The sequence below is a fragment of the Dyadobacter pollutisoli genome, assembly GCF_026625565.1.
Taxonomy (GTDB): domain Bacteria; phylum Bacteroidota; class Bacteroidia; order Cytophagales; family Spirosomataceae; genus Dyadobacter; species Dyadobacter pollutisoli.
The window spans coordinates 4,490,856-4,516,487 of record NZ_CP112998.1; the positions used below are offsets into that span (position 1 = coordinate 4,490,856).

Genomic DNA, 25,632 nt, shown 5'->3' on the forward strand with positions numbered 1-25,632 from the left:
GGACCGAATTTCATAATAAATAAATTGATAGCCGGACATTAATACTGTCCGGCTATTATTTTTGCGTCACTTACTAAAACCTATATCCAAACCTGCATTGCAATGCCATTCGAGATATTTAAACAACAATTCGGCGAATTAACAGAGTACATTATTCAGGAAGCGTCCACTGGAAACCGGTGCGTCATTGTTCCTGAACTGGGAGGGATTGTTCGTCAGCTCTCCCTGCGCAAAAACCTGACACTTTTTTCTGTCCTTAAAACCCCACCTACCCCGCACGGGCTGGTGCAAGATGCCAAAAGCGCCAGCGAGCTGCTTTTTCCATTTGCAAGCCGCATTCCCGATGGCAAATACAGGTTTCTTGGAAAGCCATATCAGCTTGCAAAAAATGAAACTGGTGGACTGAACGCTATTCATGGCCTGGTTCGTAAAAAGAACTTTCATCTGGAAGAGCAATCCGTTCACGCTGATTATGCTTCATTGAAATTATCATTCACATTGAATGAAACAGAAGGATATCCATTCGAGGTGCATTTTTCGGTTGAATACACGCTACACGCTGACGGAAGATTTACATTGCATTATGAGGCAAGGAACAATGATTCGCAGCCCTGCCCGGTCATGTTCGGCTGGCATCCTTACTTTCAGATAGGCGATGAAATGGCCGATGCATGGAAAGTAAGCATTCCATCCAACGAAATCGTTACCTTTGATTCCAATCAGATCCCGACGGGCAAAGAGCCGTTCTACCTCGAAAAGCCAACTTTGCTTTACAGAAAAGCTTTTGATAACTGTTTCATCGTGGCACCGGAAAGCGGCAATGCAGTTACCGAACTAATCTCTGAAAACCAAAATGTTACATTGCGAATCAGTCAGGAAACAGGTGAAGGTAAGTTCAACTTTCTGGTCTTGTACACACCACCCGCTCGCGATTGTGTAGCCATTGAGCCATTGACAGCAAATGTAGATTCATTCAACTCCGGCGACGGACTGAACATTCTTGCACCTGGGCAAACCATTTCAGGAACAATTACTGTAAACCTGGCTTAGGACTGTTTCTTTTTATACCAGGCCGCTTTGTGCCAAAGAAGCTGCCATTCAGAGAAATACTTCAGATGCTCGAAAATCAGGGCACTTTTGTGTTTGAAACCGTCATGAATGGCCAATCCATGCTTGAAGTACGGCCAGGTAGAATTGGAAGGTAGCCGCGGTGCGGTCTCCCATTGTTTAATCAACGAAGTAACCTCAACAGAAACGATCTGTTGAGGCCATTCCTTTTTCCAGGGAAGGCATAGTGCTTTCAAAATGCCTAAACTCCATGTCAGAAGGCTGTAAATACCTTTCTCCTTCGCCAGCGCCGTAACCTTTTCCCAGTCAGTCAGATGACCGTACCTGAACATATAGGCAGCCAGGTCAGCAATATATTTGAGTTTTTTCCATTGTTCCTTGCCGCCATGGTGAACAAGCAAAATCAAAAACTGATACTCCTTTTGAAACACATTCAGTTCTTTGCCCAGTAACATATATTTCTCGGAATACCGGCTCCATTCATCGGACGGGAATGTGAAAAGCAGCCTGGGATAAGCTATTTCCCAATGTGCTTCCAGGACATTAGTAGAGTCTCCGGTTTCTCTGAGCATTGGAATGTGATAATCAGTTCTGAAAAAACGCTTTCTCATTTTGGGCGTTTCCAGCAAGTATTTGCGGTAATCGTCTGCCAGATAACCTGCTTCGTTTGACAAAACTTCGATGGCTTCTGCAAAATCTTCTTTGGGTATCAGCAAATCAATGTCGCCAAATTCTCTTTGCCCGACGTTGCCGTAAAGCCAGTCGGCCCACACGCTACCTTTATACGCATAGGTAGTAATGTCTTTGGCAGTCAATAGCTTATCGACCCGAACCAGTTCCTGGGCGCACAACATATTTGAGAATGTGATATGCTGGCAGTCATTCGTTAGTTTCTGTTTAAAGTTAACATCTATTCCTCTCTCATGAATGTAAGACAGAAAAACCGGGCGGATTTGATGGTAGTAGAGGAGATTGAACAAGTGCCTCGAATCCATCAGCCGGCGCTCTTCATACTCAATATGCAGACACGATGCGACTAATAAGGAAAGCTCGGGTGCAAGGGATCTATTCATGCATTTGTACATTAACCTCGCTAACGGCCTCATTCACCCATTCTTCCAGTTTTGCAAAACCTTGGGGCCTCCTCTTTCGCCACATATCTGCCGATTTTACACATTGAAAACTTTGCAGAAAATGCCTCTTTAATGATTCATCATTGAGAAGACCAATCGGCAGCGGGAAATTTTTAAGTGTTTCAATCGGAATTTCCGGACCTGAGAGCGCGGACAGCGGCTTTTTATTTCTTGCCTTGTGTAAAAAATAAATCTCTTTCAACTTTACGGGCTTCTGTTGAAACCCTGATTTGGGCTGATATGAGAACTTATTGACACCCTCGCTCACAGGTTGCAGGCTGGCTTTGTCATACTCGAGACCATTCACTGTATTGTCCCAAATTTTGAGTTGTGGGTAGGCAGGAATCACCCAAGCCACTCCTTGCCCGTCAAAACTAATGGCAGTCAGGTCGTCGCTAAGTAGTTTACATCCTGCTTTGATAAAAGCTGCGGCAGTTGTGGACTTTCCGGCACCCGGTGTTCCCATGAAACACCAGGCTTCATCTCCTACCATCACAGAGCTGGCGTGCAGCAGAAAGTACCCACGCTGGAACAAAATAAGCCCCAGTGCTTCACTTACCGTAAACAAACTGATCAGATTTTCGTCTTCTGTTTCGGGAGAGACCAGCAGTAAATTGCCATCAGTTACTTTGAAAGCCGCTATGCCTTTCCAGTATAGAAATAGCTCTTTTCCTTCATTTTGACCAAACGAAGCTTTAACACCCCGGCGATAAATTTGCGTATTTTTTAATGATGGTAGCGTGAAAGTTGCGGCCCGGATGTTGAGATCTGCATTTACGGTACGATCCCCGTCGCTCAGCTCCGGCAATATGATTTCAGAATGGATATTTAAACCGAAGGCTTTATAAAAATACATGTGTGTCGTTTAAAAGTAGGTTAATCCCACACCCAAAGGCGCTGGTAGGAAACGGATGTCGGCCAGTTTCCCATGATAATGGTGCCATTTTTTTCTATCCAGGCATGCGCCTCAAATTTCTTGGCCGGATTAATTTCAACTCCTATTTCAAGTGTTAATGATGGGGCCTTTCGTAACAGATACTTGGTAGCCAGGGCTCTTGGCAAACATAGCAATTCAAATGGAAGTAAATTTGCCGCCGTATCCACCGCCCAGACCGTAATGTCAATCTGATCTTGTGAATACTCATTAATGCGTTGATTACTTGTCAGCTTGTGGAAAAACTTCCGGAATGTTGAAAAAGGTAAAAACGACAATCCCGCTTTGATCCATAGCAAACAGAAGACCGATTTGAGGAAGGTAGTTTTCCCGTAACCGGACAAGCTGTTCCATTTACCGATGTATCTGCTTGCTTTTCCCAACTGTCTATTTAATTTCTTCGACCAATTTTTCCGAAATAAGGTCCTTCAAAAGGCTGTCAATGTCTTCCTTGCAGGTATCCATATCCACATCGTACGTCTGAGTCACTACATCGCAAAGGGAATCAATGGTCTGCGGCCCCTTTTCCAATGTATCCCAGATCAGAACCCCCACTTCATCCAATCCGAAATATGCACCTTTGTTATGATTTAAAATAACTGTTTCACCTGCTACTTTCGAGGAAATCTGGTCTGACGTTAACTGATATTTCATGATAAGAGAATGGGGCTGTACTTACTATAATGTGCTCTTTCCTGACACAAAGTTAAAAATTTTAATCACCCAATCTCAAACTTTATTCCCTGCGCAAGAGGCAAGGCCGTTCCATAGTTGATCGTGTTTGTCTGTCGGCGCATGTATGCTTTCCATGCATCCGACCCTGATTCCCGGCCACCTCCCGTTTCTTTTTCACCTCCAAAAGCACCTCCAATCTCCGCGCCCGAGGTACCTATATTAACATTGGCAATACCACAATCCGATCCCGATTGGGAAAGGAATTGTTCGGATTCGCGCATATTTAACGTAAAAATGGCCGAAGAAAGGCCCTGCGGAACATCATTCTGAATCTCTATTGCCTCGTCGAGATCTCTATATTTGATCAAATACAAAATGGGAGCAAACGTCTCGTGCTGAACAATCGCGTAGCTGTTTGCGACCTCGGCAACACACGGCGCGACGTAACATCCCGACTCATAACCTTCCCCACTCAGGATTTCGGGCATAACAATAAATGTACCACCGGCCTCTTTCACTTTCCGAACGGTTTCCTGATACTGCTTTACAGCCGATTTATCAATCAATGGGCCGACATGGTTGTGAGTTTCTAAGGGATTCCCGATACATAACTGGGCATATGCTTTTACTAATCGCTTTTTCACTTCCTCATATATATCCTCCTGAACAATGATCCGTCGGGTAGAAGTACATCTCTGCCCAGCGGTGCCCACCGCCCCGAATACAATCCCCGGAACCGCCACATTCAGGTCCGCAGAAGGTGTGACGATGATCGCATTGTTACCACCGAGTTCCAGCAAGCTCCGCCCAAGCCTCCGCGCGACTGCCTCTCCCACCGATCTGCCCATTGGAGTACTGCCTGTGGCCGACACCAGTGCGATTTTAGGATCATTGGCCAGCCATTCTCCGCATTCACGTCCACCCGTCAGGATACAGGATACGCCTTCCGGTACCTCATTATTTTTCAACACAGTTTCAATGATATGCTGGCAGGCCAATGCAGTCAAAGGTGTTTTCTCAGACGGTTTCCATACGCACACGTCCCCACAAACCCACGCAAGCATGGCATTCCACGACCACACGGCCACAGGAAAATTAAATGCCGAGATAATACCAACCACCCCGATCGGGTGCCACTGCTCGTACATGCGGTGTTGCGGTCGCTCGCTATGCATGCTCAGCCCGTAAAGCTGACGCGAAAGTCCTACCGCAAAATCGCAGATGTCGATCATCTCCTGCACTTCCCCCAGTCCCTCCTGCAAGCTTTTACCCATTTCGTAGCTTACCAATGTGCCCAGCTCACTCTTGAACTTCCGCAGCTCATCGCCCATCTGTCGTACGATTTCGCCTCTTTTGGGTGCGGGTATCAATTTCCATACCTTGAAAGCCGCGGTCGATTTTTCAATAATCTGCTCGTAGTCACTCCGTTCCGCTGCCGCGACTTCCGCAATTTTTTGGCCGTCAACAGGTGAAAAAGATTCAATAACTGCTCCTTTCCCAGCCCAGTTTATCTGCCCGGTACTAATACCATTATTGACCGGCTTGATCCCCAGCCTGTCCAATATCTCCTTTATATCTGTCATGATTTTAATGCTTTTCCTGAAAACCGGTTAGTCAAAATACCTGCCGTTCTGGGTTTGAAGAAAATCACTGAGAATGATGTCTTCCTGTTTGATAAACCCTTTACCTGGCAACACACCGTCCGCCACCATTTCCACCACCGATGCAATGGAAGCCGCAGTAGTCCAGGAAATCGCGCGCCAATGTTGGCCGTCGATCTGAATGGGGTGATAAGCGCGGTAAAACTCTTCCCTTTCCAGCCTCTTATCCTTCCAGCCTTCCACGACCGCATACACATACACCACATCCTGCTGCACAGGCGGCTTGGCTTCAGTCAATATCTGCTCTACCAGTTCACGTTTGTCTTTGAGGCACAGCTCATACAACATAAACCGCATCAAACTGCAATGCCCCGGATACCTGATGGTTTTGTAGTTCAATGTATCCAGCTTTCCTTCCAGTGTTTCGCACATCGTACCCAGGCCGCCCGAAGTAATAAATGCTTCAAACTCCTGCCCCTCTATATTGATCATTTCGACTCCTTCGAGTGAAGGTACCATCTTGCGGACTCCATTGTGGATCACTTCGGCATCATTAATATACTCGTTCACCACTCCTGCAGGGGACCAGGTGAATGAATAACCCATCAATCCGTTCGGATAGCGCGGCAATGCTCCTACTCTTAATTCAATGTCGCGTAATTTGGTAAAACGCTTCGCCAGGTCCATGCCGACAATGCCGATAAACCCAGGGGCAAGTCCACATTGCGGTGCCAGAACGCTGCGACTGTCTTTGGCCATTTCCCTGATCGCCGAGGTAGTAGCCACATCTTCGGTAAGATCAAAATAGTGAATACCTGCGTCACAAGCCTTTTGAGCGATAGGTAAGTTCAAATTATAAGGCATGCAGGACACCACGGCGTCAAAACCAGCCAGGGCCTGATCGAGAAAACTTTGATCACTAATGTCGCCAGTCACCACCGGAAACGAGAGCGCTACTGCCGGTTGCGCCTTATCCAGGCCGGTAACATCAAATCTTTTGCTGAGCAAAGTGGCTACCAGGGAGCCGACTTTTCCAAGACCTATAACGAGAATTTTTTGCATGTATAGTTATTGATGGTTTTCGTTTGAATATTTGAAGCTGTTTTGAAAGATATGAAAAGAAATTGCAGTTTTTAAAACTTACATGTCATTTTTGTATGATTAAAAAAGGCGACATGCAAATTGCAATAATAGGCGGAGGAGCATCCGGATTCATGGCGGCGATCACAGCTGCTGAAACTTATCCGGATGCCAGGATTACCATTTTTGAAAAGAATAAGACAGTTCTGAACAAAGTCCGGATTTCAGGAGGCGGACGATGCAATGTCACCCATAATCCGTCAGATTTGAGGTTTTTTATCAAAAATTACCCCCGAGGAGAAAAATTGCTTCGTAAACTTTTACACCAATTTGACGCAAATTCAACGGTTAACTGGTTTGAAAAACGAGGCGTGAAATTAAAAACCGAGACCGATGGACGCATGTTCCCAGTGTCCGACTCCTCGCATACCATCATTGAATGTCTTATCAAAACCGCCAAAAATCATCAGATAGCAATCCGTACTTCGACTAATATCAAGTCATTTTCCAAAATACAGAATGATTATACAAACACATTCGCCATTCAGCTCGATGACGAAACCATTCACGCAGACCGCCTTCTGATCGCGACTGGCGGGTACCCAAAAGCAAGCGGTTTTGACTGGTTGCAGGAACATGATCATCACATCATCCCCCCTCTTCCATCTCTTTTTACATTCAATACGCCCGACAACTACCTTCTGCCACTGGCCGGAGTCTCCGTGCAAGACGTGGACGTAAGGATTATGGGTACCAAACATGAATGGCGCGGACCATTGTTAATTACACACTGGGGTTTCAGCGGACCGGCTGTCTTGAAGTTATCAGCCTGGGGAGCGCGCGATCTGGCTGAGAAGGAATACCATTTTATTTGCCGCATTAACTGGGTGCCGGAAATGAATGAGCAGCAAATCAGGGAGGTCTTTATTTTGGAAAAAACCAAAGCACCCAAGCAGCAAATCTCTTCTCACGCGAAGTTTGGGCTACCGTCGCGTCTTTGGAAAACGTTCGCTGAAAAAGCAGAGATCAATGAAGGATTGCGCTGGTCGGAAGCTACCAATAAAGTACTGAACAGACTTGCAGAACTGCTCAGTAACAGCCAGTTTGACGTAAAAGGCAAAACGACTTTTAAGGAAGAATTCGTGACCTGCGGAGGCATTGCATTGACCGACATTGACCCGGACACATTACAAAGCCGCTCCGTTCCCGGGTTGTTTTTTTCAGGGGAAGTACTTGACGTTGATGGCATTACAGGAGGTTTCAATTTCCAGAATGCCTGGACTACCGGGTACATTGCGGGTAAAAATATCGGTGCATAATGCCGGTTACTCGGCCATTGCATCGAAATAGGCCCTGACTTTCCGAGCACGATCCAGTCCTACGAGTTCCGTCAATGTTTCCAGTGAACTTTCACGAATGCCACGCACAGAACCGAAATGTTTCAGCAGTTTGGCGGCAGTTACTTTTCCTACGCCCACTACCCCTTCCATTTCACTGATCAGGCTGCTTTTGCTTCGCTTATCCCGGTGAAAAGTGATGGCAAACCGGTGCGCTTCGTCACGGATCTGCTGGATCAGCTTTAATGATTCCGACTTTTTATCAATGTATAATGGCAGTGAATCTTCCGGGAAATAAATCTCTTCCAGCCTTTTCGCAATGCCAATGATGGGTACTTGTCCGTAAATGCCCAAACTTTTCAATGCATCACACGCCGCACCCAGCTGCCCCTTACCACCGTCAATGACGATCAGGTCAGGAAGCGGCTGATCTTCGGCAATCATTCTCAGGTACCTTCTGCTCACAACTTCATTCATGGAAGCAAAGTCATTGGGCCCGATAACGGTTTTGATATTGAAATGCCGGTAATCCTTTTTAGACGGTTTTCCTTCTTTAAAACACACCATTGCGGCTACCGGATTGGTACCCTGAATGTTGGAGTTGTCGAAACACTCAATATGACGCGGTACTGATTTGAGTTGAAGGTCAGACTTCAATCTGATCAGAATACGGTCCTTTTTCGATGATGTGGCAGACGCCTCTACCTCCCGCCGCTCGGCTTTCTCTCTCCGGAAATACATCACATTTTTCATGGACATATCGAGCAGCTTTTTCTTATCGCCGAGCTGAGGTACGGTAACCGTGAGCCGCATTTCCAGGTCAGGTTTCAGATTAGAGATCAACTCCTTCGCTTCCGAACCATAGGTTGTCCGCATTTCGACAATCATCAAAGCCAGAATTTCCATATCACTCTCATCCAGCTTCTTCTTGACCTCAATGGTCTGTGTAGCCACCATATACCCCTGCTTGATCTTCATAAAGCTTAGGTACGCTGCCTCTTCGTCCGACACGATAGTCAATACATCGATATTACCGATCCGTGGGTTAATGACAGTCGCTTTGCTCTGAAAATTGGAAAGGTGCTCGATTTTGGTTTTCCATGAATGGGCCTTTTCGAAAGCCATTTGTTCGGCCGCCGCTAACATTTTTTCCTTAAAATACTGCTGGGGGGACGACAGGTTACCTTTGAGGATATTGTGAACCTGCTCTATTTCTGCATTGTACTCATCTTCGCTTTGCAAACCTTCGCAAGGTCCCTTGCAGTTTCCAATGTGATATTCGAGGCAAACCTTAAATTTCTTAGCCTCAATATTCGACTTCATCAGCGGTAACTGGCACGACCTGATCTGGTACAATGACTTGAACATATCCAGCAATGTATGCATGGAGCGCAAATTGGCAAATGGGCCGTAGAATGTACCTTTGGTCCGATCCATGTTGCGGGTCGGAAAAACCCTCGGAAACGGTTCATCGGTAACACAGATAAAAGGATAGGTTTTGTCATCCTTCAACAAGATGTTGAACTTGGGCTGCAACTGCTTGATCAACTGGTTTTCCAGCAAAAGAGCGTCCCATTCACTGAGTACAATGGTGTACTCTATCCGCCTGATCTGGCTCACGAGCCGCTTCGTTTTACGGTCGTGCTGATTGTTTTTTAAGAAATAACTGGAAACCCTGTTTCTTAAACTTTTGGCTTTGCCAACATATATAACCTCGCCGGTTTCGTCAAAATAACGGTAAACGCCCGGATCGAAAGGAATTTTAGAAAGTTCTTCTTTGTAATTGAATTCAGACATTGAGTGTAAGTATGCTTGGGGCAATCAATTCTTCCTGTTTGAAAAAAACAACCTCACCAGATGAAAAGTTGCGTCCCTAACCAGCGCGAATGCTTCTTGCTGCGCTTGATCCAGATCCATTGGTCTAGTCAAAACCGAAACAGCGTATGTTATCCCCGCCGAACGTACCTGTTCCGGAGTAATTTGTAATGTTCCACAAACGACTGCCAAAGGTACTTTATAGGTCTGACAGGAATCTGCAAGGCCTTTTACCACTTTCCCGGCCAGCGTTTGCTCGTCTACTTTCCCCTCACCGGTAATGACCAAATCTGAGTTTTCAATGATATCCGTAATGTTGCTTTGCTCCATTACAATGCTGACACCGTCTTTCAATGTTGCATTTAAAAACCACAGGCAGCCAGCGCCGAGGCCACCCGCAGCTCCTGCACCAGGTTCGTCACTAACATCCCTCCCGAGTGTTTCCTTTGCCACTTTGGCCAGGTTTTTCAATCCATTGTCCAGCGTCACGATCATTTCAGGATCGGCTCCTTTTTGAGGACCATAGACAAATGCAGCACCATTAATCCCAAACAATGGATTGGTAACATCACAGGCAACCACAACCGAGACTGATTTTAAACGGGCATCCAGTTGGGACATGTCAATAGAATGGATTGCATTTAGAGAAGCCCCATTGGCGGACAGCAGATTATTACTTTTGTCATAAAACCGACAACCCAATGCAGCTGCCATGCCGATCCCACCTTCCGTAGTCGCGCTGCCTCCAATGCCGAGAATAATTTTGCTAACTCCTTTGTCCAGCGCATCTTTGATCAGTTCACCGGTACCATAAGTACTTGTTAGCAATGGATTACGTTCTGTGGCAGACAAAATGGCGAGGCCGGAAGCGGCAGCCATTTCTATAAAAGCCGTTTGCCTGTCCTCCGACAAACCGTATTCTGCTTCAATCGCGCGGCCCAGCGGATCAGATACTGTTACTTTGACATAGGTTCCATGCGCCTGGCTGGTCAATATCCGGCAAGTGCCTTCGCCGCCGTCGGCCAATGGAATGGATGTCACATTGGCTTCCGGATAAGCCATCAAAATACCTTCTGTAACTGCCTGACAAACATCGGCTGCTTCCAGTGAACCACGGAATTTGTCGGGTGCTACAAGTATATTCAAGGATCTGGCAGAGGTATTCAGTGAAAATTAAAACAACACACCTTCGTCGTCCGAACGGGACGGTGGTACATATGTATCGGTGCTGTCCGTAGCCACGCCGCCACATTCCCTCACATAGTTTTCAGGTTTGTTAAAAGGCCCTTTTCGGTACTGAACAAGCGTTTGATCATTATAAACTTTCTGCATGAACATTCCCCACGCAGGCATAGCAACACGTCCACCCTGCCCGAGTGCAATGGTACGGAAGTGAATGCTGCGATCTTCGCCGCCTACCCAGATCCCGGACACGAGATGTTGCGTCATTCCCATAAACCAGCCATCAGAATAATTGGAAGTTGTACCGGTCTTAGCAGCGATTTCATTGCCTTCGGTCACGCCATACTGGCGCAGACGACCAGCTGTTCCGCCCGGATCTTCCACAGCGCCTCGCATCAGGTACAACATATTGTAAGCCATATTTTCGCTGATCTCCTGATTTTGCTTTTGGAAAAATTCCTGCAAAACATTACCATGACGATCTTCAATTCTCAAAACCGTCATTGGCTCCGTACGGTGTCCGCCATTTGCAAATGAGCAATAGGCTCCCACCATTTCAAAAACAGATACGTCACTAATTCCCAGACAAAGCGACGGTACTTCTTGCAATTTGCTGGTAATACCCAGCTTATGAGCATACTCGACAACAGTTTTAGGCCTTACCATTTTCATCAGGTAAGCACTCACCGTATTCACCGATTTACCTAACGCCTGTCTCAATGACAGTGACTGGTAGGAATATTTGTTATTGGAGTTATGCGGAGACCATCCACCAGGCACACCATCAGAAGGTCCGAAGTATACCGGTGCATCCGTTACGTGATCACAGGTTGTCAAGAAGTTTTTGTCCAGGGCTGACACATATATAAACGGCTTAAAGGTAGAACCCGGCTGTCTCGATCCTTGCTTAACATGATCATATTTGAAATACCTGAAATTGATACCACCTACCCAGGCCTTGATATGGCCGTTTCTTGGATCCATTGACATCATTCCGGCTCTCAGGAAACGCTTATAATAAGCAATGGAATCCATTGGGCTCATCATCATTTCCTTCTCTCCATCCCATGTAAAAACCTTCATTTTGTAAGGTTTACGCATAATTTTCCAAGCTTCCTCTTCCCCTAGATCTCTCTTTAATGATATAAAATGCGGCGATCTTTTAGCCGCCGTCTTGATAAAGCCGGGAATCTCTTTTCCATTCTCATAAGACCACGGATTGCGGCCTTTCCAATGCTCGTCAAACAGCTTTTGTTGCTGCTTCATGTGTTCTTTGAGGGCATCCTCCTGGTACCGTTGCATGCGGGAATCAATGGTGGTGTAAATACGTAACCCGCTGGTGTTCAGGTCATAGTTTGTATCATGCTCTTCATTGTAAACCCTCACCCAGCTTTTCAGGTACCCGCGCATGGATTCCCTGAAATACGGCGCCAGGCCTGTGTTATGGCTGTCAATCGTGAATTCGAGACCTAGTGGTTTCTCTTTATATCTTAAAAAGTCTTCCTCAGGAATGTAATCGTACTTCGTCATTTGGGCCAGTACCGTGTTTCTGCGGTTCAATGCATTGATCGGAAAACGTAGCGGATTGTACAATGTCGGGTTCTGCAGCATTCCTACCAGCAATGCAGCTTCGGTCACATTGAGGTCCCAGGCTTCTTTATTAAAATAGGTTTTGGCAGCAACTTTAATCCCATATGTGTTATTACCAAATGATACCGTGTTGAGATACATCTGCATGATCTCCTGCTTGGTATATTTTCTTTCCAGAACAACGGAGAGTACCCATTCTTTGGTTTTTGCGATTACAATCCTAACCACTGGTATCTTTCCCAATAAGCCTTCAAACTCTTCTGAACGGGTATTGAAAAGGTTCTTTGCAACCTGTTGCGTCAAAGTACTACCACCTCCTGAACTTGAATTTCCGGAGACAACACCTTTAAAAACGCGCAATAAGCTCCGTGGGTCGATACCTGAATGGTTTACAAAACGCGCGTCTTCTGTAGCTACCAGCGCATCGATCAGATTAGGGGAAATCTGGGAGATTTCGATCGGAGTCCTGTTTTCGATAAAATACTTGCCTAGTGACTTGCCATCTTCGCTGATTACCTCGGAGGCTAATTCACTTTTGGGGTTTTCAAGTGTTTTTAAATCCGGCATATCACCGAACAGCCAGAAAAAATTGAAACTTACTGCTACTATGTAAAGTATAGCAAGACCCAGTCCAATTGCAACATATTTCCAAAGGCGGACAATGGTGCGACGATACTTTCCGGGTTGCAATTCAATCATATATGTGGGGTTATTAGGTAGTAAACAAACAAAGATACAATTTCAGGCTATTATCTCTTTCCCATGGAAAGTGAATTAAGTTCCTGCATTTCTTTGAGCCTGGGCAGGTAAATGCTGGAAGGATAGAGTCGAATAAACTCCGTAATGGCTTGCGAGTAAGCCTCTTTGCCTCTGACTTTACCAATCAGGAAAACGCGCAGGAGTGCAAATTTGTCTTCCATTGAACTGCCTTTATATGCGGGAAGATTTTGTTCAATGTCTTCTAATGCTTTGGTAAAGTTACCGTCAGTGTACAATTTATATACCGCCTCATACTCTTTCACCGGATTTCCGGAATTCGCTGAACCAGCCGCATCTGTAGATTTACTAACCAACCTTGCGTAAGTGGAGGTCGGATACTCGCTGAGCAACTTGTCTTTCCAAGCCGATTTGTTTTGATTGTTGTCTTCGTAGCTCAGGTATAACAAATAGTAGATCTCGTCTTTATACTGTGTTTTGGGGAAATCAGCCAGCACACGTTCAAATGTGATGATGGCACGTTGCGATTCTTTCAGGTCGAAACGATATATCTTGCCGAGATTGTACAAAGCATCCTCTTTCTTTTTTTGAGAATCGGCGAACTGCTGATCGGTCAACGGAATATTCTTTTTCAACAGGTCGTGCACTTCCTGCCATTCAGGATCGCCCTTTTTCATTCCTGTCGAAGCTGCGGTTCCCGCCACAGAAGCCGAGCTATCAGCCGCATTATTGCCATTATTACCGGCGATCGATCGTAGTGGGCGGCTGCTTCTTCTCCAATCATCTTCGAGTTGCCTGTTTCCCCAGGTTCTCTTAAACTCTATTTTACCCTGGTTAATCTGCGCCGGATCGTACAATTCCCATCTTCTCTCATTACCGTTGCTTAAAAGGTTAGGTGAGTTGTTTTGGGGATTTGCATTTTGCGCGGCGAGCAATGCTTTTTTGGCTTTCTCTTCTTCTGCCAGCCGCTGTTTTTCTTTTTCTTCAATGATCGCATCGATCTTGTTATCGAGCGCAGCCGGATTCATTCTCGCCAGTTTTTGCAAACTATCCTCGGTAGACACAATGGTATATTGAGAGACGAAGCTATCCAATGCTCTTTTTCGATCTGCTACCAGGCGATATTCGGGAGCCTGTTGCGGCAAGATCGCCAGCGCACTATCATAATATGCTTTGGATTTCTCAAAATTTTCGAGCGATTCGTAGTGAATTCTCGCCAGCTGTAAATAGGTATAAGCCTTTTGTTCGAGGTTCTTTCCTTTCGACGCCGCTGCACCTTTTTGAAGGTAAGCCACAGCTTCGGGAATTTGCTTCCTGTGCTCCGCAAGTAGCCCCATTGTGAAATAAATCCTGTCTTTCAGATCATCATTCTTGCGGTCTCTCAGCATTCTGTCAAAACCAACCGAGCTCAAATCCTTTTTGGGATTCAAAACCACCTCATTTTGCAGCGAGTTCATAGAAGAATAAAAGCCCAGATCATAATCAGGACGGTTTTTACTCACGCTGCGGTAATGTTTGTTAGCCAATGCATACTGCCCGAGCCGGTCGTACATCTGAGCCGCGGCAAAATGTATTCTAGCTGTTTCTATTGATTTTTTCAGCAATGGAAACGTTTCTTCCAGAATAGCGACGGAAGTAAGGTACTCGCCATTTTGCTGATGTAAATATGCTTTTGTGAGATAAAAATCTTTAACTGCTGATTTATTGAGAGGCTGCTGACTCAGATATTCTGCCACGCCGAGCGCATTGGAGTAGTCCTTTCTGACAATGTATGCCCGCATTAAAAGGATCAGCGCATTGTTTTTATCATTCTCGTCGCGGCCGTTGGCATATACGTAACGTAATGCTTCCAGCCCGTCGGCCCACTCCCCGAGGTAAAGTCGCGATTTACCCAAAATAATGTAACTATTATCCAGCCATTTACTATTCTGGTGCTTTTCAGCGACAATGGATGCTTTTTTGATAGCATCCTGTAATTGAGGCTTCACTGGCAGCGAGAGAAGCGAATCCATTGGCAACAAAATCGGCAGCAACTGATTGTAATCCTCCTTGAAAGCCTTCCGCATGGCAAATTCCGCCTCCATCATATCCTGCTCTGCCATGAAATATGCATTGTACCGCGCAGAAATATTATGGAAAGTCGTCGCTCCCGGGCGGCTGCTAAACTGCGAGCAGGCAGCCAGCAAACAGGTAGTAGTGATCAATAATGCTGTTCTGCGGAAATGGGGAGCTAAGCGGTCGGCCACAAAGTTGACGTTAGGGATGTCTTTTTTCTTCTATTCAAGCAAATCTAAAACGGTATTTTGAATAATTACGTATCGAAGATAAGGTCATTTGTAAAATTTGAAGCAATTTTACCTTAATATTCTACACCAATTGCATGAAAAAAGACAATAGTAATCCCGCGAATGCGAATGGTAAATACTCAGGTGATAATTCGCCCTCGCGATTTCTGAAATATTCGGGTATGGCCATGCAAATGCTGGGCACCATCCTGGTCTTTACTTATGGCGGTTACAAATTGGACGAGTGGCAACAAAACAAGCTTCCCGTGTGGACGCTTATCCTGTCTCTTGCTTCCATTGCAGCGTCTCTTTATCTTCTAATCAAAAGTTTTACCAAACAGTAAAACACCACGTAAACCATCCCACATGTTACGCACTTTACTCGCATCTGTTATCCTGGGAATTGTATTTTTCCTTGCTCAGTACTTTCACTACGGTTCTTTCCTGCATCCTTATATATGGTACATTCTGATCTTCTTTTTCGGCTTGTCATTCTTTGCTCACAGGCTGATGGAATTCGGATTAAGAAACAATCGGGAAAAATTTGTCACATTTTACATTTCTACCATTGTTGGCCGCATTGTACTTAGCCTGGTGTTTATAGCGCTGTTTTTATATCAGGGGCTAAGTGATTCATTCCTATTTGTTACCAACTTTTTTGCACTCTATTTATTTTATACATGCTTTGAAATATATGGTTTGTATCGTAACTTGCGCCGCGATTGACAAAGCATAGTATTTCAAGCATTTATGTATACCTATTTGAGACTGTTTTTTACTACTGCCCTAGTTGTGGCAACCTGCCTTTTCAACATTCCTGCACGGGCAGAAGAACCTACCCAGCACACCGCTGAAAAGGTTGTGGAAGGCATTAATGATCAAGAGCATAAAATTGAACATAAGCTTGAAGAGTCGGAAGCGAAGTTCAACATTGGTGAGATGATCATGCACCACATTGCCGATTCCCACGAATGGGAAATGACGCACGGTGTTGTTATCCCTCTACCTGTTATTCTTTATTCTGCTGATCGCGGGCTTGAAGTTTTCTCGTCTTCCAATTTCCATAACGATCACCACGAATACAACGGTTATCATCTCGTTCACGGTGACTCCGAGCAGATTGTACCTGTTGACGAGTCGCGCGTTATCTATGACTTTTCCATTACTAAGAACGTAGCGTCGATGCTGCTGAGCGCGGTCATTCTGATCCTCGTATTCACAAGCATCGCCAGCTGGTATAAAAATAACAAAGGCAAAGCACCGAAAGGATTTCAGTCTGCGATGGAGGTCATTATCCTTTTCATACGCGACGATGTTGTAAAACCGAATGTGGGCCCTAAGTATGAAAAATACCTGCCTTACCTGCTGACATTGTTTTTCTTTATTCTGATCAATAACATTTTAGGATTGCTTCCAGGCTCAGCCAACCTTACCGGAAATATTGCGGTAACCATGACATTGGCTTTACTGACTTTCATTGTCGTTCACCTGAATGCAAATGGTAATTACTACAAACACCTTGTAAGACCAACTGGTGTCCCTCTGCCGCTGTTGATCATCATGATCCCCGTCGAGATTGTAGGTGTGTTCATGAAGCCCTTTTCATTGATGGTCCGGTTATTTGCCAACATGACAGCAGGCCACATTATCCTATTGAGCCTTTTCGGTTTGATATTCATTTTCCAAAGTTTTGCAATCGCACCGGTTATCTCGCTTTTCGCCTTGTTTTTGAACTTTATCGAAATCATGGTAGCATTTATCCAGGCGTTTATTTTTACCCTTTTGTCGTCCATGTACATCGGCAGCGCTATCGAAGAACATAGCCACGCAGACCACGGACATTGATCTGAATCTCTTTTTTATTAATTATATTTTAAAACAAACACAATTATGTTGCTTCAAATTTTGCTTCAGGCTACAGAACAAGGTGGTGCAGGTCTTGCGGTATTCGGTGCTGCTATCGGTGCTGGTCTTGCAGCTATCGGTGCTGGTCTTGGTATTGGTAAAATCGGTGGTAGCGCTGTTGAAGGTATCGCCCGTCAACCAGAAGCTGCCGGTGCTATCCAGACTGCAATGCTTATCATCGCGGCCCTTATTGAAGCGGTAGCGTTGTTCGCGGCGGTAATCTGTCTGCTGATCTCGTTCAAGCTTTAGTAGAAACATTGGACTCAGGTCCTTACTTCTGCTACATTAGGTACGGAGGTAACCAAAAAATCGTCGTGGGAGCATTAGGCTTCCACGAAATTTTAATAAGAAGAGAGCCAGTAAAAGGGTGAAACCTTTATAATCTTACACTCAAAACTCATTTATACTATGTCATTGCTTACTCCAAACCCAGGCCTTATTTTCTGGATGCTGGTGGTATTTTTGCTGGTAGTTTTCATTTTGGCAAAATTCGCGTGGAAACCAATTATTAATGGTCTTAAAGAACGCGAAAACGAAATTCAGGGAGCACTTGATCTTGCAGAAAGAACAAGAGCTGAAATGGTTAAATTGAAGTCTGACAACGAAAAACTGATCGCAGAAGCGAATGCAGTTCGTGATCAGATCCTTCGTGATGCCAAAGATGCTGCTGACCGCACCATCCTTGAATCAAAAGACAAAGCTGCCGTAGAAGCACAAAAAATGATCGAAAGTGCACGTGAAGCCATCCGCAATGAACAGCAGCTTGCAGTGTCCAAGATCAGAAAAGAAGTTGCGACACTTTCATTGGAAATCGCGGAGAAAGTTCTGAACCGCGAATTGAAAGACAAAGAAGCTCAGGAAAAATTGATCGCAGAACTTGCTTCATCTGCGCGTCTTAATTAAAAGGTATTTAAATTTAATTTCCGATGTCAGTAAGCATTGTAGCTGCCAGATATGCAAAATCACTGATCGATCTTGCCAAAGAACAAAATGTTCTGGAAGCTGTTTATCAGGATATGGTTTTGTTCAAAGATACAGCTGATAAAAACAGAGGCCTCATGCTTGCATTGAAAAGCCCTGTTGTACGTCACGAAAAGAAGGCGGGCATTTTAAAGGCACTTTTCGAAAGTCGCGTGAATGCTGTTTCCTACGCCATTTTCAAAATTATTACTAGAAAAAACAGAGAGGCTATTCTGGACGAGATCGCCGCAGAATTCATCAAAGCCTATAATCTTAATCAAGGCATTCAGAAAGCAACTGTGGTAACTACTACCCCGCTTACCGATGCACTTCGCAAACAATTCACTGACATTGTTACCTCGGCAACGGGCAGAACAGTGCAGCTTGCTGAAAAAGTGGATTCAAGCCTGATCGGAGGTTACGTACTTCGTATTGATGATCGCCAAATCGACGCTTCGCTGAAAAGCCGCCTTAATGAACTTAAATTACAGTTAGTAAACTGATATTTTTATCTGCATAATTTGGAAGACCCGGCTGCTATGCGGCCGGGTCTTTTTTTATTGCAGCGAAGTGCTAAACCTTCATCTTGGTCACGTTCTTGAAGCTGATTTCGATTGCTTCCACGGCTGGTATCTTCGCAACGTCCTGCTCTACAAAGAAATGCGTCATTCCCGCTAGCTTACGGTTATCAAAGATCTTCTTGAAATCAATGGATCCCGTTCCTACTTCTGCAAACGATTTGTCAGTTTTGTCCATATCCTTCACGTGCCACAATGGGAAGCGGCCCGGATACTTTTTGAAAAGATCCACCGGGTCCAGACCAGCCTTAACGATCCAGTAAAGATCCAGTTCCAGCTTCACCAGCTTAGGATCGGTACTCGCGATCACATCATAAGGAAGCTGACCGTCCAGTTGCTTGAACTCAAAATCATGGTTGTGATAGCCAAACTGCAAACCTGCCTTTTTGGCTACTTCACCTGATTTATTAAACAGATCAACATACTTCTTATAATCCTCAATGGATTTTCTCTCTCCGTCGGTCAGGTAGGCACAGTTTACATACTTCTGCCCCAATTCCGCCGCGTCGTCTACAGCTCTTTGCCAATCGTTGCTCAATGTACCTTTGGTAGTCTTGTTCTGTACACCAGCGCCATAGTGCCCGCTCACAGGAGCAAGTCCGAGACCATTCAGGATCGCTTTAAGCTCCTTGGCTGTTTTTCCGAAGAACTTGCCATCCGAATATCCGAACAGTTCCACTTCCTTATAACCGATAGCTGCCACTTTTTTCAGCGTACCTTCCAAATCCTTTGAAATGTCGTTTCTGAGGGTATAAAGTTGCAATCCGATTTTAGAAGGAGCCTTCGCAGCCCAGTCCAGCTTCGAGAGCATCGGGGTTGCCAGTGCAAAAGCACTTGCTTTGATAAATGATTTCCGTGAAATCTTTTCGTTGCTATTCATTGGTTTAAATCAAAAAAATAAAAGGTAATTGTTCTATTGAGTAATACTAATTGCGCCTGAGCCGGAAAGTTTTTTCTTAGCCTCCTCGGTCAGTTTCCAGTTTTCCGTGAAATATTCATCCGCCACGATTTTGTCGGCAGATTCTTTAAAAAACAGTAAGTCCTTATATTCCGCCAGTTTCCGGTGCATGACCGGCACAAACGGGAAACCCTGATCCACAGCACCCGTCCACCAGGGTAAACCTGAGCTTACTGCTACATAGCGCTTCTCCATGGGGAAGACATAAAACAATCCGTGCAGTTTGTCAGCCGGATTCAAATGTACAGGAAGTTTGTCTGCATATTTAGCGATCAATGCATTACTTTCTTTTGTCCCAAACAGGACAAGATTGCAGCTTTCAAGGTCACTGGGCCGCACTTCCTTGTCTGACATAATCCGTGGAAAGAACATTACCCTACCCAAAAACGGGCCTCGGTAATGCGACCAGGCCGCCGCCTGATTCGCAATATCCATTCGTCTTTTCAACTCCTCTGCCGAAGGATTATCGGCTGTCCCGTACACATACACGTGACGTGAAGAAAATGCGTCAAAAATGGGTCCTTCTGCCCCTTTCCTTTTGGTCAATCCGGCGGCTGTCTCATTTTTCGAAGCGACTGCCCAGACATTGCCATTTTTAGCAAAAGAAACAGAACTATCGGTTGTGGCAGTCACATTGGAGCCGTCAATTTTAACATTAAACACTTGCCCGCCTTTGAACTTGGGGTGCCCTTTCAGGTTAAGAGTAAATGCGTTCAGGTTTTTCGTTATGATTTCAGCGGTATTTACTTTGATCAATTTCGCATCAATGTCAGCTAGTGTACCTAAGTTTATCTTGTCAAACTGCACCCAGAACGCCTTGTTATACTTGTACTTCTTACTTACAAATTTCACCCGATCGGGATAAGGGTTCCGCTCTGCATGGCCGAACCATTCGAATATAAATTCATTGTCGTAGGCACTCACCCAGCTGTCATGCTTTACATCCACAAACTCCTTGTAACTCACCTCGACGCCAATGTCCTGCAAATGTGCCACCCATTTCTGGGTACCTGCCACCGGAACCACAGGATCCGCATCTCCATGAAAAAAGTGAACAGGAAAATTCAAAGCGTTAGCTGCCAGATCGAATGTACCTGCCGGTGGGGCCGGACAAACAGCTGCTATCGCTGCCCAAATATCCGGACGCGTAAGGCCGATCCACAATGTACCGCCACCGCCCATTGACAAACCTGTCAGATATATTTTGTTTTCATCGATGTTAAAGCGCCTTTTCACGTCGTCCAGCACGTCATAAACATCTTCCTCGGGGATTCCCTGATAACCCGCCGTTCCGCGTGCATAAGGCGACGCAACAATAAAATCGACATCATCCCACTGTGGAAATTCTCTGGTCGCTTCTGCATCAGTTTCACCTTCAGCATTGCTTTTTCCAAAAACCCTGCGAAGCGCAAGACGGTGATTGGAACCCGCACCATGCAGCATCATCACCAGCGGGTACTTTTTGTTTGGATCGTAGTTTTTAGGAAGGTACACACCATAGGGCTGTTCGGTGTCATCAGCATCCGAGAAGAAACTTAGTACCTGAGGTCCGGGAGAGAGTTTTTGCGCTCTTAATTCGGCAAAGTTTACAAACAAGCCAAAAGTGACAAGAAGGAGGACTTTAGACAGATTTATTCCCATGTCGTTATTAGAATTTTCAATGGCTAAATATAAACTAATTCATAACGCCATTGCGATAAAAGTGATATTTCCTTTTTGCTGCAATTTGTTAATAATTGTCAATTCACAAAAAAGAGGCAGACCTTTCGATCCGCCTCTCAGCATTATTATTGCTTTCAGAAACCGCCCAACTAGTTAGCCAGCTCTTCTTCTTTTTTACGAACACTGATCACAAGTTGTTCACTGTTCTCTTCGTGATTGGCAACCAGCACATCGCCTTCGCGCAAATCTCCTTTAAGTATTTCCTCAGCAACGGGATCTTCCAGGTATTTCTGGATCGCCCGGTTCAAAGGACGAGCTCCATACTGTGGATCGTACCCTTTATCCGACAGAAAATCTTTCGCAGCTACGGTCAATTCAATTTCGTATCCTAACCCTTTAACACGGCTAAACAGCTTGCCAAGGGAAATGTCGATAATTCTGTGCAAATCTTCACGTTGCAGTGAGTTGAACACGATCACATCATCTAAACGGTTCAGGAATTCAGGAGAGAATGCTTTACGAAGCGCACTTTGAATGGTGCCTTTCATAATGTCGTCCTGATTTTCGGTTTTCGCTTTGGTAGAGAAACCGATGCCTGATCCGAAATCTTTCAAATCACGCGCGCCGATGTTCGAGGTCATAATGATGATCGTATTTCTGAAATCGACCCTCCGACCCAAACCATCTGTTAAAATACCATCGTCCAAAACTTGCAGCAGGATATTGAAAACATCAGGGTGCGCTTTTTCGATTTCATCTAAAAGTACCACACTGTATGGTTTACGGCGGATTTTTTCAGTTAACTGACCACCTTCTTCGTATCCTACATATCCCGGAGGAGCTCCTACCAAACGAGATACGCTGAATTTCTCCATGTACTCGCTCATGTCAATGCGAACCAGTGAATCATCTTTATCGAAAAGATAGGTAGACAACACTTTCGCAAGCTCCGTTTTACCAACACCAGTCGGTCCAAGGAATATGAAAGAACCAATCGGCTTTTTCGGATCTTTTAACCCTACTCTGGTACGCTGAATCGCTTTTACCAGCTTTTCAATCGGCGGATCCTGACCAATTACTTTGGCTTTCAGCTCGTCGGCCATGTTTAGCAATTTCTTGCCTTCGTCCATGGAAACGTTGGTAACAGGTATCCCCGTCATCATTGCTACTACCTCAGCAACATTGTGCTCGGTAACAGTGTAGCGCTTCTGTTTGGTTTCTTCTTCCCAAGCCAATTTCGCACGGTCAAGTTGATCGATCAATTTCTTCTCACGATCTCTCAGTTGCGCTGCTTCTTCGTATTTCTGGCTTTTAACAACCCTGTTCTTTTCTTGTTTGATATTCTCGATTTGTTCTTCCAAAACCAGAATATCTTCAGGAACAGTGATGTTGCTAATGTGAACCCTTGCTCCTACTTCATCCAATACGTCGATAGCCTTGTCCGGAAGGAAACGATCTGTAATGTAACGTTCGGACAATTTCACCGCGGTACTGATCGACTCGGCAGTGTAGTTCACATGGTGATGATCTTCGTATTTATCCTTGATGTTTTCAAGGATCTGAATGGTTTCTTCAATGGAAGTAGCATCCACCATGACCATTTGGAACCGACGTGCCAAGGCTCCGTCTTTTTCAATGTACTGGCGATATTCGTCCAATGTAGTAGCTCCGATACATTGAATTTCTCCACGGGACAATGCCGGTTTGAACATGTTGGAAGCGTCCAAAGATCCGGATGCGCCACCTGCTCCCACGATTGTATGAAGTTCGTCGATAAATAAAATGACGTCCGGAGACTTTTCCAGTTCATTCATGACGGCTTTCATTCTCTCTTCAAACTGTCCGCGGTATTTCGTTCCGGCAACCAATGAAGCGAGGTCAAGTGTTACCACTCGTTTTCCGAAAAGCACGCGAGACACTTTTTTCTGTACGATCCTCAGGGCAAGTCCTTCTGCGATAGCAGTTTTACCAACACCCGGCTCACCGATCAGAATTGGATTATTTTTCTTACGACGGCTAAGGATCTGGGCAACCCGTTCGATTTCCTTCTCACGTCCAACGATCGGATCAAGCTTGCCAACTTCGGCCATTTTGGTCAAATCTCTGCCAAAGTTATCCAACACAGGCGTGCGGGATTTCTCTGCGCCTTTTGATTCTTTTCCGGATGCGGAGCCTCCTCCTCCTCCAAACATGCCACCTCTTGCTTCATCATCTCCGTCTTCGGTCTCCGGTCCCATATGGGGTCTGGATCCTGATGATTGATATTCTAACATTTCTTTGATGACTTCGTAGTTAACATTAAATTTATGAAGTATCTGGGTGCCAACATTGTCTTCATCCCGCAAAATGGAAAGGAGCAAATGCTCAGTACCGATAAGGGTACTTTTGAATATTTTTGCTTCCAGATAAGTAATTTTCAAAACTTTTTCCGACTGCCTGGTCAGCGGTATATTTTGTAAATTTTTAACATTGTTGGTTGCGGCACCTTTTGTAGCCTGTTCAATAGTCTGACGAACATCGTCCAGGGATACGCCGAGTTTTTTAAGTAAGCCAATCGCCACTCCATCACCCTCACGGATCATTCCAAGTAACAAGTGTTCCGCACCAATGTAATCATGTCCGAGACGGAGGGCCTCTTCCCGGCTCATCGAGATTACCTCTTTCACTCTATTCGAAAATTTTGCTTCCATTGTGTAGCAATAAAAAGTGTTTTAAAATTCTAAACGCTACTTGATCCATCTTTGTTCAAAAATAGCGCTATTGGGACTTACAGGATCTTAACAAAACACTCTTTGCTTCCGGCCCCATATTAAAAAGTAAATCAACAATACTTAGGTTACTCACAAAATCATTCCCGAAGGTCTGGTAATACGGTACTGACTTGTAATATTGATTAGAATTCTGGCTTTTCTTGTTGTTAATAAGCGAGATAGCATTTTCAACGCCAATTTTGCCTTCTAACTCACCTGACAAATTGTACCTTATATCCTTCTTTATACCTACCAATCTAAGACAATTTGTCAATAATTCATAATTCAAATCTACCAGGAAAGGTAATTTCTTCTGATATATCCGGATGAATTCGGGTGCATAAAATTCGTAGAACGGAGATTTTCCGTAGGCGGATTTCAAACAACCCAAGTGACGCCGAGTCCAATCCTGGTTGTAATCAATCAATATATCTTTTGTGGGGCTGGCTGCGTCGTATCCTTTTACAGGTACTGTTAATATGTCAATCTTATTGGTAGTAAGCACGCTGCACCGGTTTCTGTAAGTCTGCTTCACATACCGCTCATCCACATCAATATAAATCCGGTCGTACTGCAATAAACATGTAAAATACTCCAAACAGGGCAGATACTGCAATTCAATCCTTACTTCACTGGACTGACCATTAATACTTACTAATTCTGGCACTATCAAATATGGTAAAGCCTTATGATATTATCAAAAAATTTATAATAATTATTTTCTGTGGTCAGCATTGTTCAAAACCAACTTAGATCATTACAATTTTCGCCTCATAAAAAAACGTTTATGTCACCCAAACCTTCCCTGATTATTTCAAAAGTATCGGAGTCAGCTTTGACAATCGTCGAGGCTACATTACCGCCATAGCCGCCATCGATCACCATGTCTACCTGATGCTGAAATTTCTCGTAGATCAACTCAGGATCAGTGGAGTACTCGATGATCTCGTCATCATCCTTGATTGACGTAGTAACGATAGGATTCCCTAATTCTTTTACGATCAATCTCGGAATAAGGTTGCCCGGCACGCGAATACCAACCGTCTTTTTATTTGTATTGAGCAGTTTTGGTACATTACTCGTTGCATCAAGAATAAAAGTATATGGGCCAGGCAAAACCCTCTTCATGATTTTGAATGCTGCATTACCTACTCTGGCATAGTCCGAAATGTGGCTCAGATCGTAGCAAATGAAGGAAAAGTCATTTTTTTGCGGCTTAATCCCCTTTATCCTGGCTATTTTTTCAACGGCGCGGGAGTTGTAAATATCGCAGCCCAAACCGTAAACAGTGTCAGTAGGGTAAATCACCAAACCACCATCTTTCAGACAATCAACTACCTGACGTATTCTCCTTTCGTCAGGATTTTGCGGGTAAATTTTAATGAATTCAGCGGGCATAGGA

General features: G+C 44.8%; 23 protein-coding genes. 8 read left to right on the plus strand and 15 right to left on the minus strand.

Features of this window, described 5'->3' with window-relative positions:
• The first annotated feature begins 102 nt into the window (after window positions 1–102).
• Window positions 103–1,050 carry an aldose 1-epimerase gene (locus ON006_RS18390; protein ID WP_244820833.1) on the plus strand — a complete coding sequence of 316 codons (948 nt, stop codon included), beginning with the start codon at window positions 103–105 and terminating at the stop codon, window positions 1,048–1,050.
• Here the strand turns inward: ON006_RS18390 and ON006_RS18395 are convergent.
• From ON006_RS18395 to ON006_RS18420, 6 genes are all read right to left on the minus strand, one after another.
• Window positions 1,047–2,141: a nucleotidyltransferase family protein gene (locus ON006_RS18395; protein ID WP_244820834.1), complete on the minus strand. Its 1,095-nt coding sequence runs from the start codon at window positions 2,139–2,141 to the stop codon at window positions 1,047–1,049. The two genes, ON006_RS18390 and ON006_RS18395, sit on opposite strands and share 4 nt — an antisense overlap.
• A complete protein-coding gene (locus tag ON006_RS18400; protein ID WP_244820835.1) occupies window positions 2,134–3,057 on the minus strand; it encodes a serine kinase in 924 nt (307 codons plus the stop codon). The genes ON006_RS18395 and ON006_RS18400 overlap by 8 nt, the downstream gene beginning before the upstream one ends.
• Window positions 3,058–3,077: 20 nt before the next feature.
• Window positions 3,078–3,518 carry a lasso peptide biosynthesis B2 protein gene (locus ON006_RS18405; protein ID WP_244820836.1) on the minus strand — a complete coding sequence of 147 codons (441 nt, stop codon included), beginning with the start codon at window positions 3,516–3,518 and terminating at the stop codon, window positions 3,078–3,080.
• A 4-nt stretch (window positions 3,519–3,522) separates the two neighbouring features.
• On the minus strand, window positions 3,523–3,789 hold the full coding sequence (locus ON006_RS18410) for a PqqD family protein (RefSeq protein ID WP_244820837.1): 267 nt from the start codon (window positions 3,787–3,789) through the stop codon (window positions 3,523–3,525).
• 65 nt (window positions 3,790–3,854) lie between these two features.
• Window positions 3,855–5,393: an L-piperidine-6-carboxylate dehydrogenase gene (gene amaB, locus ON006_RS18415; protein WP_244820838.1), complete on the minus strand. Its 1,539-nt coding sequence runs from the start codon at window positions 5,391–5,393 to the stop codon at window positions 3,855–3,857.
• Between the two features lie 27 nt (window positions 5,394–5,420).
• Window positions 5,421–6,473 (minus strand): saccharopine dehydrogenase family protein, encoded by a 1,053-nt coding sequence (locus ON006_RS18420; RefSeq protein ID WP_244820839.1) that lies wholly within the window; start codon window positions 6,471–6,473, stop codon window positions 5,421–5,423.
• Window positions 6,474–6,586: 113 nt separating this feature from the next.
• Between ON006_RS18420 and ON006_RS18425 the strand changes: the two genes are divergently transcribed.
• A complete protein-coding gene (locus ON006_RS18425; protein WP_244820840.1) occupies window positions 6,587–7,810 on the plus strand; it encodes a BaiN/RdsA family NAD(P)/FAD-dependent oxidoreductase in 1,224 nt (407 codons plus the stop codon).
• A 6-nt stretch (window positions 7,811–7,816) separates the two neighbouring features.
• On the opposite strand, the gene uvrC is transcribed toward ON006_RS18425, so the two are convergent.
• From uvrC to porW, 4 genes are read right to left on the minus strand one after another with little or no spacing between them, the layout of a single operon-like run.
• Complete coding sequence (gene uvrC / locus ON006_RS18430; protein ID WP_244820841.1) at window positions 7,817–9,625, minus strand: excinuclease ABC subunit UvrC; 1,809 nt, start codon at window positions 9,623–9,625, stop codon at window positions 7,817–7,819.
• Window positions 9,626–9,649: 24 nt separating this feature from the next.
• Window positions 9,650–10,789 carry a glycerate kinase gene (locus ON006_RS18435; protein ID WP_244820842.1) on the minus strand — a complete coding sequence of 380 codons (1,140 nt, stop codon included), beginning with the start codon at window positions 10,787–10,789 and terminating at the stop codon, window positions 9,650–9,652.
• Between the two features lie 27 nt (window positions 10,790–10,816).
• A complete protein-coding gene (locus ON006_RS18440) occupies window positions 10,817–13,114 on the minus strand; it encodes a transglycosylase domain-containing protein (protein ID WP_244820843.1) in 2,298 nt (765 codons plus the stop codon).
• A 50-nt stretch (window positions 13,115–13,164) separates the two neighbouring features.
• A complete protein-coding gene (porW, locus tag ON006_RS18445) occupies window positions 13,165–15,378 on the minus strand; it encodes a type IX secretion system periplasmic lipoprotein PorW/SprE (RefSeq protein ID WP_244820844.1) in 2,214 nt (737 codons plus the stop codon).
• A gap of 134 nt (window positions 15,379–15,512) precedes the next feature.
• On the opposite strand from porW, the gene ON006_RS18450 reads away from it, so the two are divergent.
• From ON006_RS18450 to atpH, 6 genes are all read left to right on the plus strand, one after another.
• Window positions 15,513–15,761 carry an AtpZ/AtpI family protein gene (locus ON006_RS18450; RefSeq protein ID WP_244820845.1) on the plus strand — a complete coding sequence of 83 codons (249 nt, stop codon included), beginning with the start codon at window positions 15,513–15,515 and terminating at the stop codon, window positions 15,759–15,761.
• Between the two features lie 22 nt (window positions 15,762–15,783).
• Entirely contained in the window at window positions 15,784–16,143 is a 360-nt protein-coding gene (locus ON006_RS18455) for a hypothetical protein (RefSeq protein ID WP_244820846.1), read from the plus strand.
• Between the two features lie 24 nt (window positions 16,144–16,167).
• The gene (atpB, locus tag ON006_RS18460; RefSeq protein WP_244820847.1) at window positions 16,168–17,262 is read left to right on the plus strand and encodes a F0F1 ATP synthase subunit A; all 1,095 of its coding nucleotides are present in this window, start codon (window positions 16,168–16,170) and stop codon (window positions 17,260–17,262) included.
• A 45-nt stretch (window positions 17,263–17,307) separates the two neighbouring features.
• Window positions 17,308–17,571: an ATP synthase F0 subunit C gene (gene atpE / locus ON006_RS18465; protein WP_244820848.1), complete on the plus strand. Its 264-nt coding sequence runs from the start codon at window positions 17,308–17,310 to the stop codon at window positions 17,569–17,571.
• Between the two features lie 159 nt (window positions 17,572–17,730).
• On the plus strand, window positions 17,731–18,225 hold the full coding sequence (atpF, locus tag ON006_RS18470) for a F0F1 ATP synthase subunit B (RefSeq protein WP_244820849.1): 495 nt from the start codon (window positions 17,731–17,733) through the stop codon (window positions 18,223–18,225).
• A gap of 23 nt (window positions 18,226–18,248) precedes the next feature.
• A complete protein-coding gene (gene atpH, locus ON006_RS18475; RefSeq protein WP_244820850.1) occupies window positions 18,249–18,785 on the plus strand; it encodes an ATP synthase F1 subunit delta in 537 nt (178 codons plus the stop codon).
• A 70-nt stretch (window positions 18,786–18,855) separates the two neighbouring features.
• Here the strand turns inward: atpH and ON006_RS18480 are convergent, their stop codons facing one another.
• The 5 genes from ON006_RS18480 to ON006_RS18500 form a co-directional block, all read right to left on the minus strand.
• Window positions 18,856–19,740: a sugar phosphate isomerase/epimerase family protein gene (locus ON006_RS18480; RefSeq protein WP_244820851.1), complete on the minus strand. Its 885-nt coding sequence runs from the start codon at window positions 19,738–19,740 to the stop codon at window positions 18,856–18,858.
• Window positions 19,741–19,773: 33 nt separating this feature from the next.
• Complete coding sequence (locus ON006_RS18485; RefSeq protein WP_244820852.1) at window positions 19,774–21,459, minus strand: carboxylesterase family protein; 1,686 nt, start codon at window positions 21,457–21,459, stop codon at window positions 19,774–19,776.
• Between the two features lie 170 nt (window positions 21,460–21,629).
• Window positions 21,630–24,170: an ATP-dependent Clp protease ATP-binding subunit gene (locus ON006_RS18490; RefSeq protein ID WP_244820853.1), complete on the minus strand. Its 2,541-nt coding sequence runs from the start codon at window positions 24,168–24,170 to the stop codon at window positions 21,630–21,632.
• Between the two features lie 67 nt (window positions 24,171–24,237).
• Window positions 24,238–24,897, minus strand: a complete 660-nt coding sequence (locus tag ON006_RS18495; RefSeq protein ID WP_244820854.1) for a WbqC family protein — start codon at window positions 24,895–24,897, stop codon at window positions 24,238–24,240.
• Window positions 24,898–25,001: 104 nt separating this feature from the next.
• Entirely contained in the window at window positions 25,002–25,628 is a 627-nt protein-coding gene (locus tag ON006_RS18500) for an L-threonylcarbamoyladenylate synthase (RefSeq protein ID WP_244820855.1), read from the minus strand.
• Window positions 25,629–25,632: the final 4 nt, after the last annotated feature.

Coding starts and splice junctions, on each gene's coding strand:
- ON006_RS18390 (WP_244820833.1), top strand. CDS start 103: ATGCCATTCGAGATATTTAAACAACAATTCGGCGAATTAACAGAGTAC.
- ON006_RS18395 (WP_244820834.1), bottom strand. CDS start 2,141: ATGAATAGATCCCTTGCACCCGAGCTTTCCTTATTAGTCGCATCGTGT.
- ON006_RS18400 (WP_244820835.1), bottom strand. CDS start 3,057: ATGTATTTTTATAAAGCCTTCGGTTTAAATATCCATTCTGAAATCATA.
- ON006_RS18410 (WP_244820837.1), bottom strand. CDS start 3,789: ATGAAATATCAGTTAACGTCAGACCAGATTTCCTCGAAAGTAGCAGGT.
- amaB (WP_244820838.1), bottom strand. CDS start 5,393: ATGACAGATATAAAGGAGATATTGGACAGGCTGGGGATCAAGCCGGTC.
- ON006_RS18420 (WP_244820839.1), bottom strand. CDS start 6,473: ATGCAAAAAATTCTCGTTATAGGTCTTGGAAAAGTCGGCTCCCTGGTA.
- ON006_RS18425 (WP_244820840.1), top strand. CDS start 6,587: ATGCAAATTGCAATAATAGGCGGAGGAGCATCCGGATTCATGGCGGCG.
- uvrC (WP_244820841.1), bottom strand. CDS start 9,625: ATGTCTGAATTCAATTACAAAGAAGAACTTTCTAAAATTCCTTTCGAT.
- ON006_RS18440 (WP_244820843.1), bottom strand. CDS start 13,114: ATGATTGAATTGCAACCCGGAAAGTATCGTCGCACCATTGTCCGCCTT.
- ON006_RS18450 (WP_244820845.1), top strand. CDS start 15,513: ATGAAAAAAGACAATAGTAATCCCGCGAATGCGAATGGTAAATACTCA.
- ON006_RS18455 (WP_244820846.1), top strand. CDS start 15,784: ATGTTACGCACTTTACTCGCATCTGTTATCCTGGGAATTGTATTTTTC.
- atpB (WP_244820847.1), top strand. CDS start 16,168: ATGTATACCTATTTGAGACTGTTTTTTACTACTGCCCTAGTTGTGGCA.
- atpE (WP_244820848.1), top strand. CDS start 17,308: ATGTTGCTTCAAATTTTGCTTCAGGCTACAGAACAAGGTGGTGCAGGT.
- atpF (WP_244820849.1), top strand. CDS start 17,731: ATGTCATTGCTTACTCCAAACCCAGGCCTTATTTTCTGGATGCTGGTG.
- atpH (WP_244820850.1), top strand. CDS start 18,249: ATGTCAGTAAGCATTGTAGCTGCCAGATATGCAAAATCACTGATCGAT.
- ON006_RS18480 (WP_244820851.1), bottom strand. CDS start 19,740: ATGAATAGCAACGAAAAGATTTCACGGAAATCATTTATCAAAGCAAGT.
- ON006_RS18485 (WP_244820852.1), bottom strand. CDS start 21,459: ATGGGAATAAATCTGTCTAAAGTCCTCCTTCTTGTCACTTTTGGCTTG.
- ON006_RS18490 (WP_244820853.1), bottom strand. CDS start 24,170: ATGGAAGCAAAATTTTCGAATAGAGTGAAAGAGGTAATCTCGATGAGC.
- ON006_RS18500 (WP_244820855.1), bottom strand. CDS start 25,628: ATGCCCGCTGAATTCATTAAAATTTACCCGCAAAATCCTGACGAAAGG.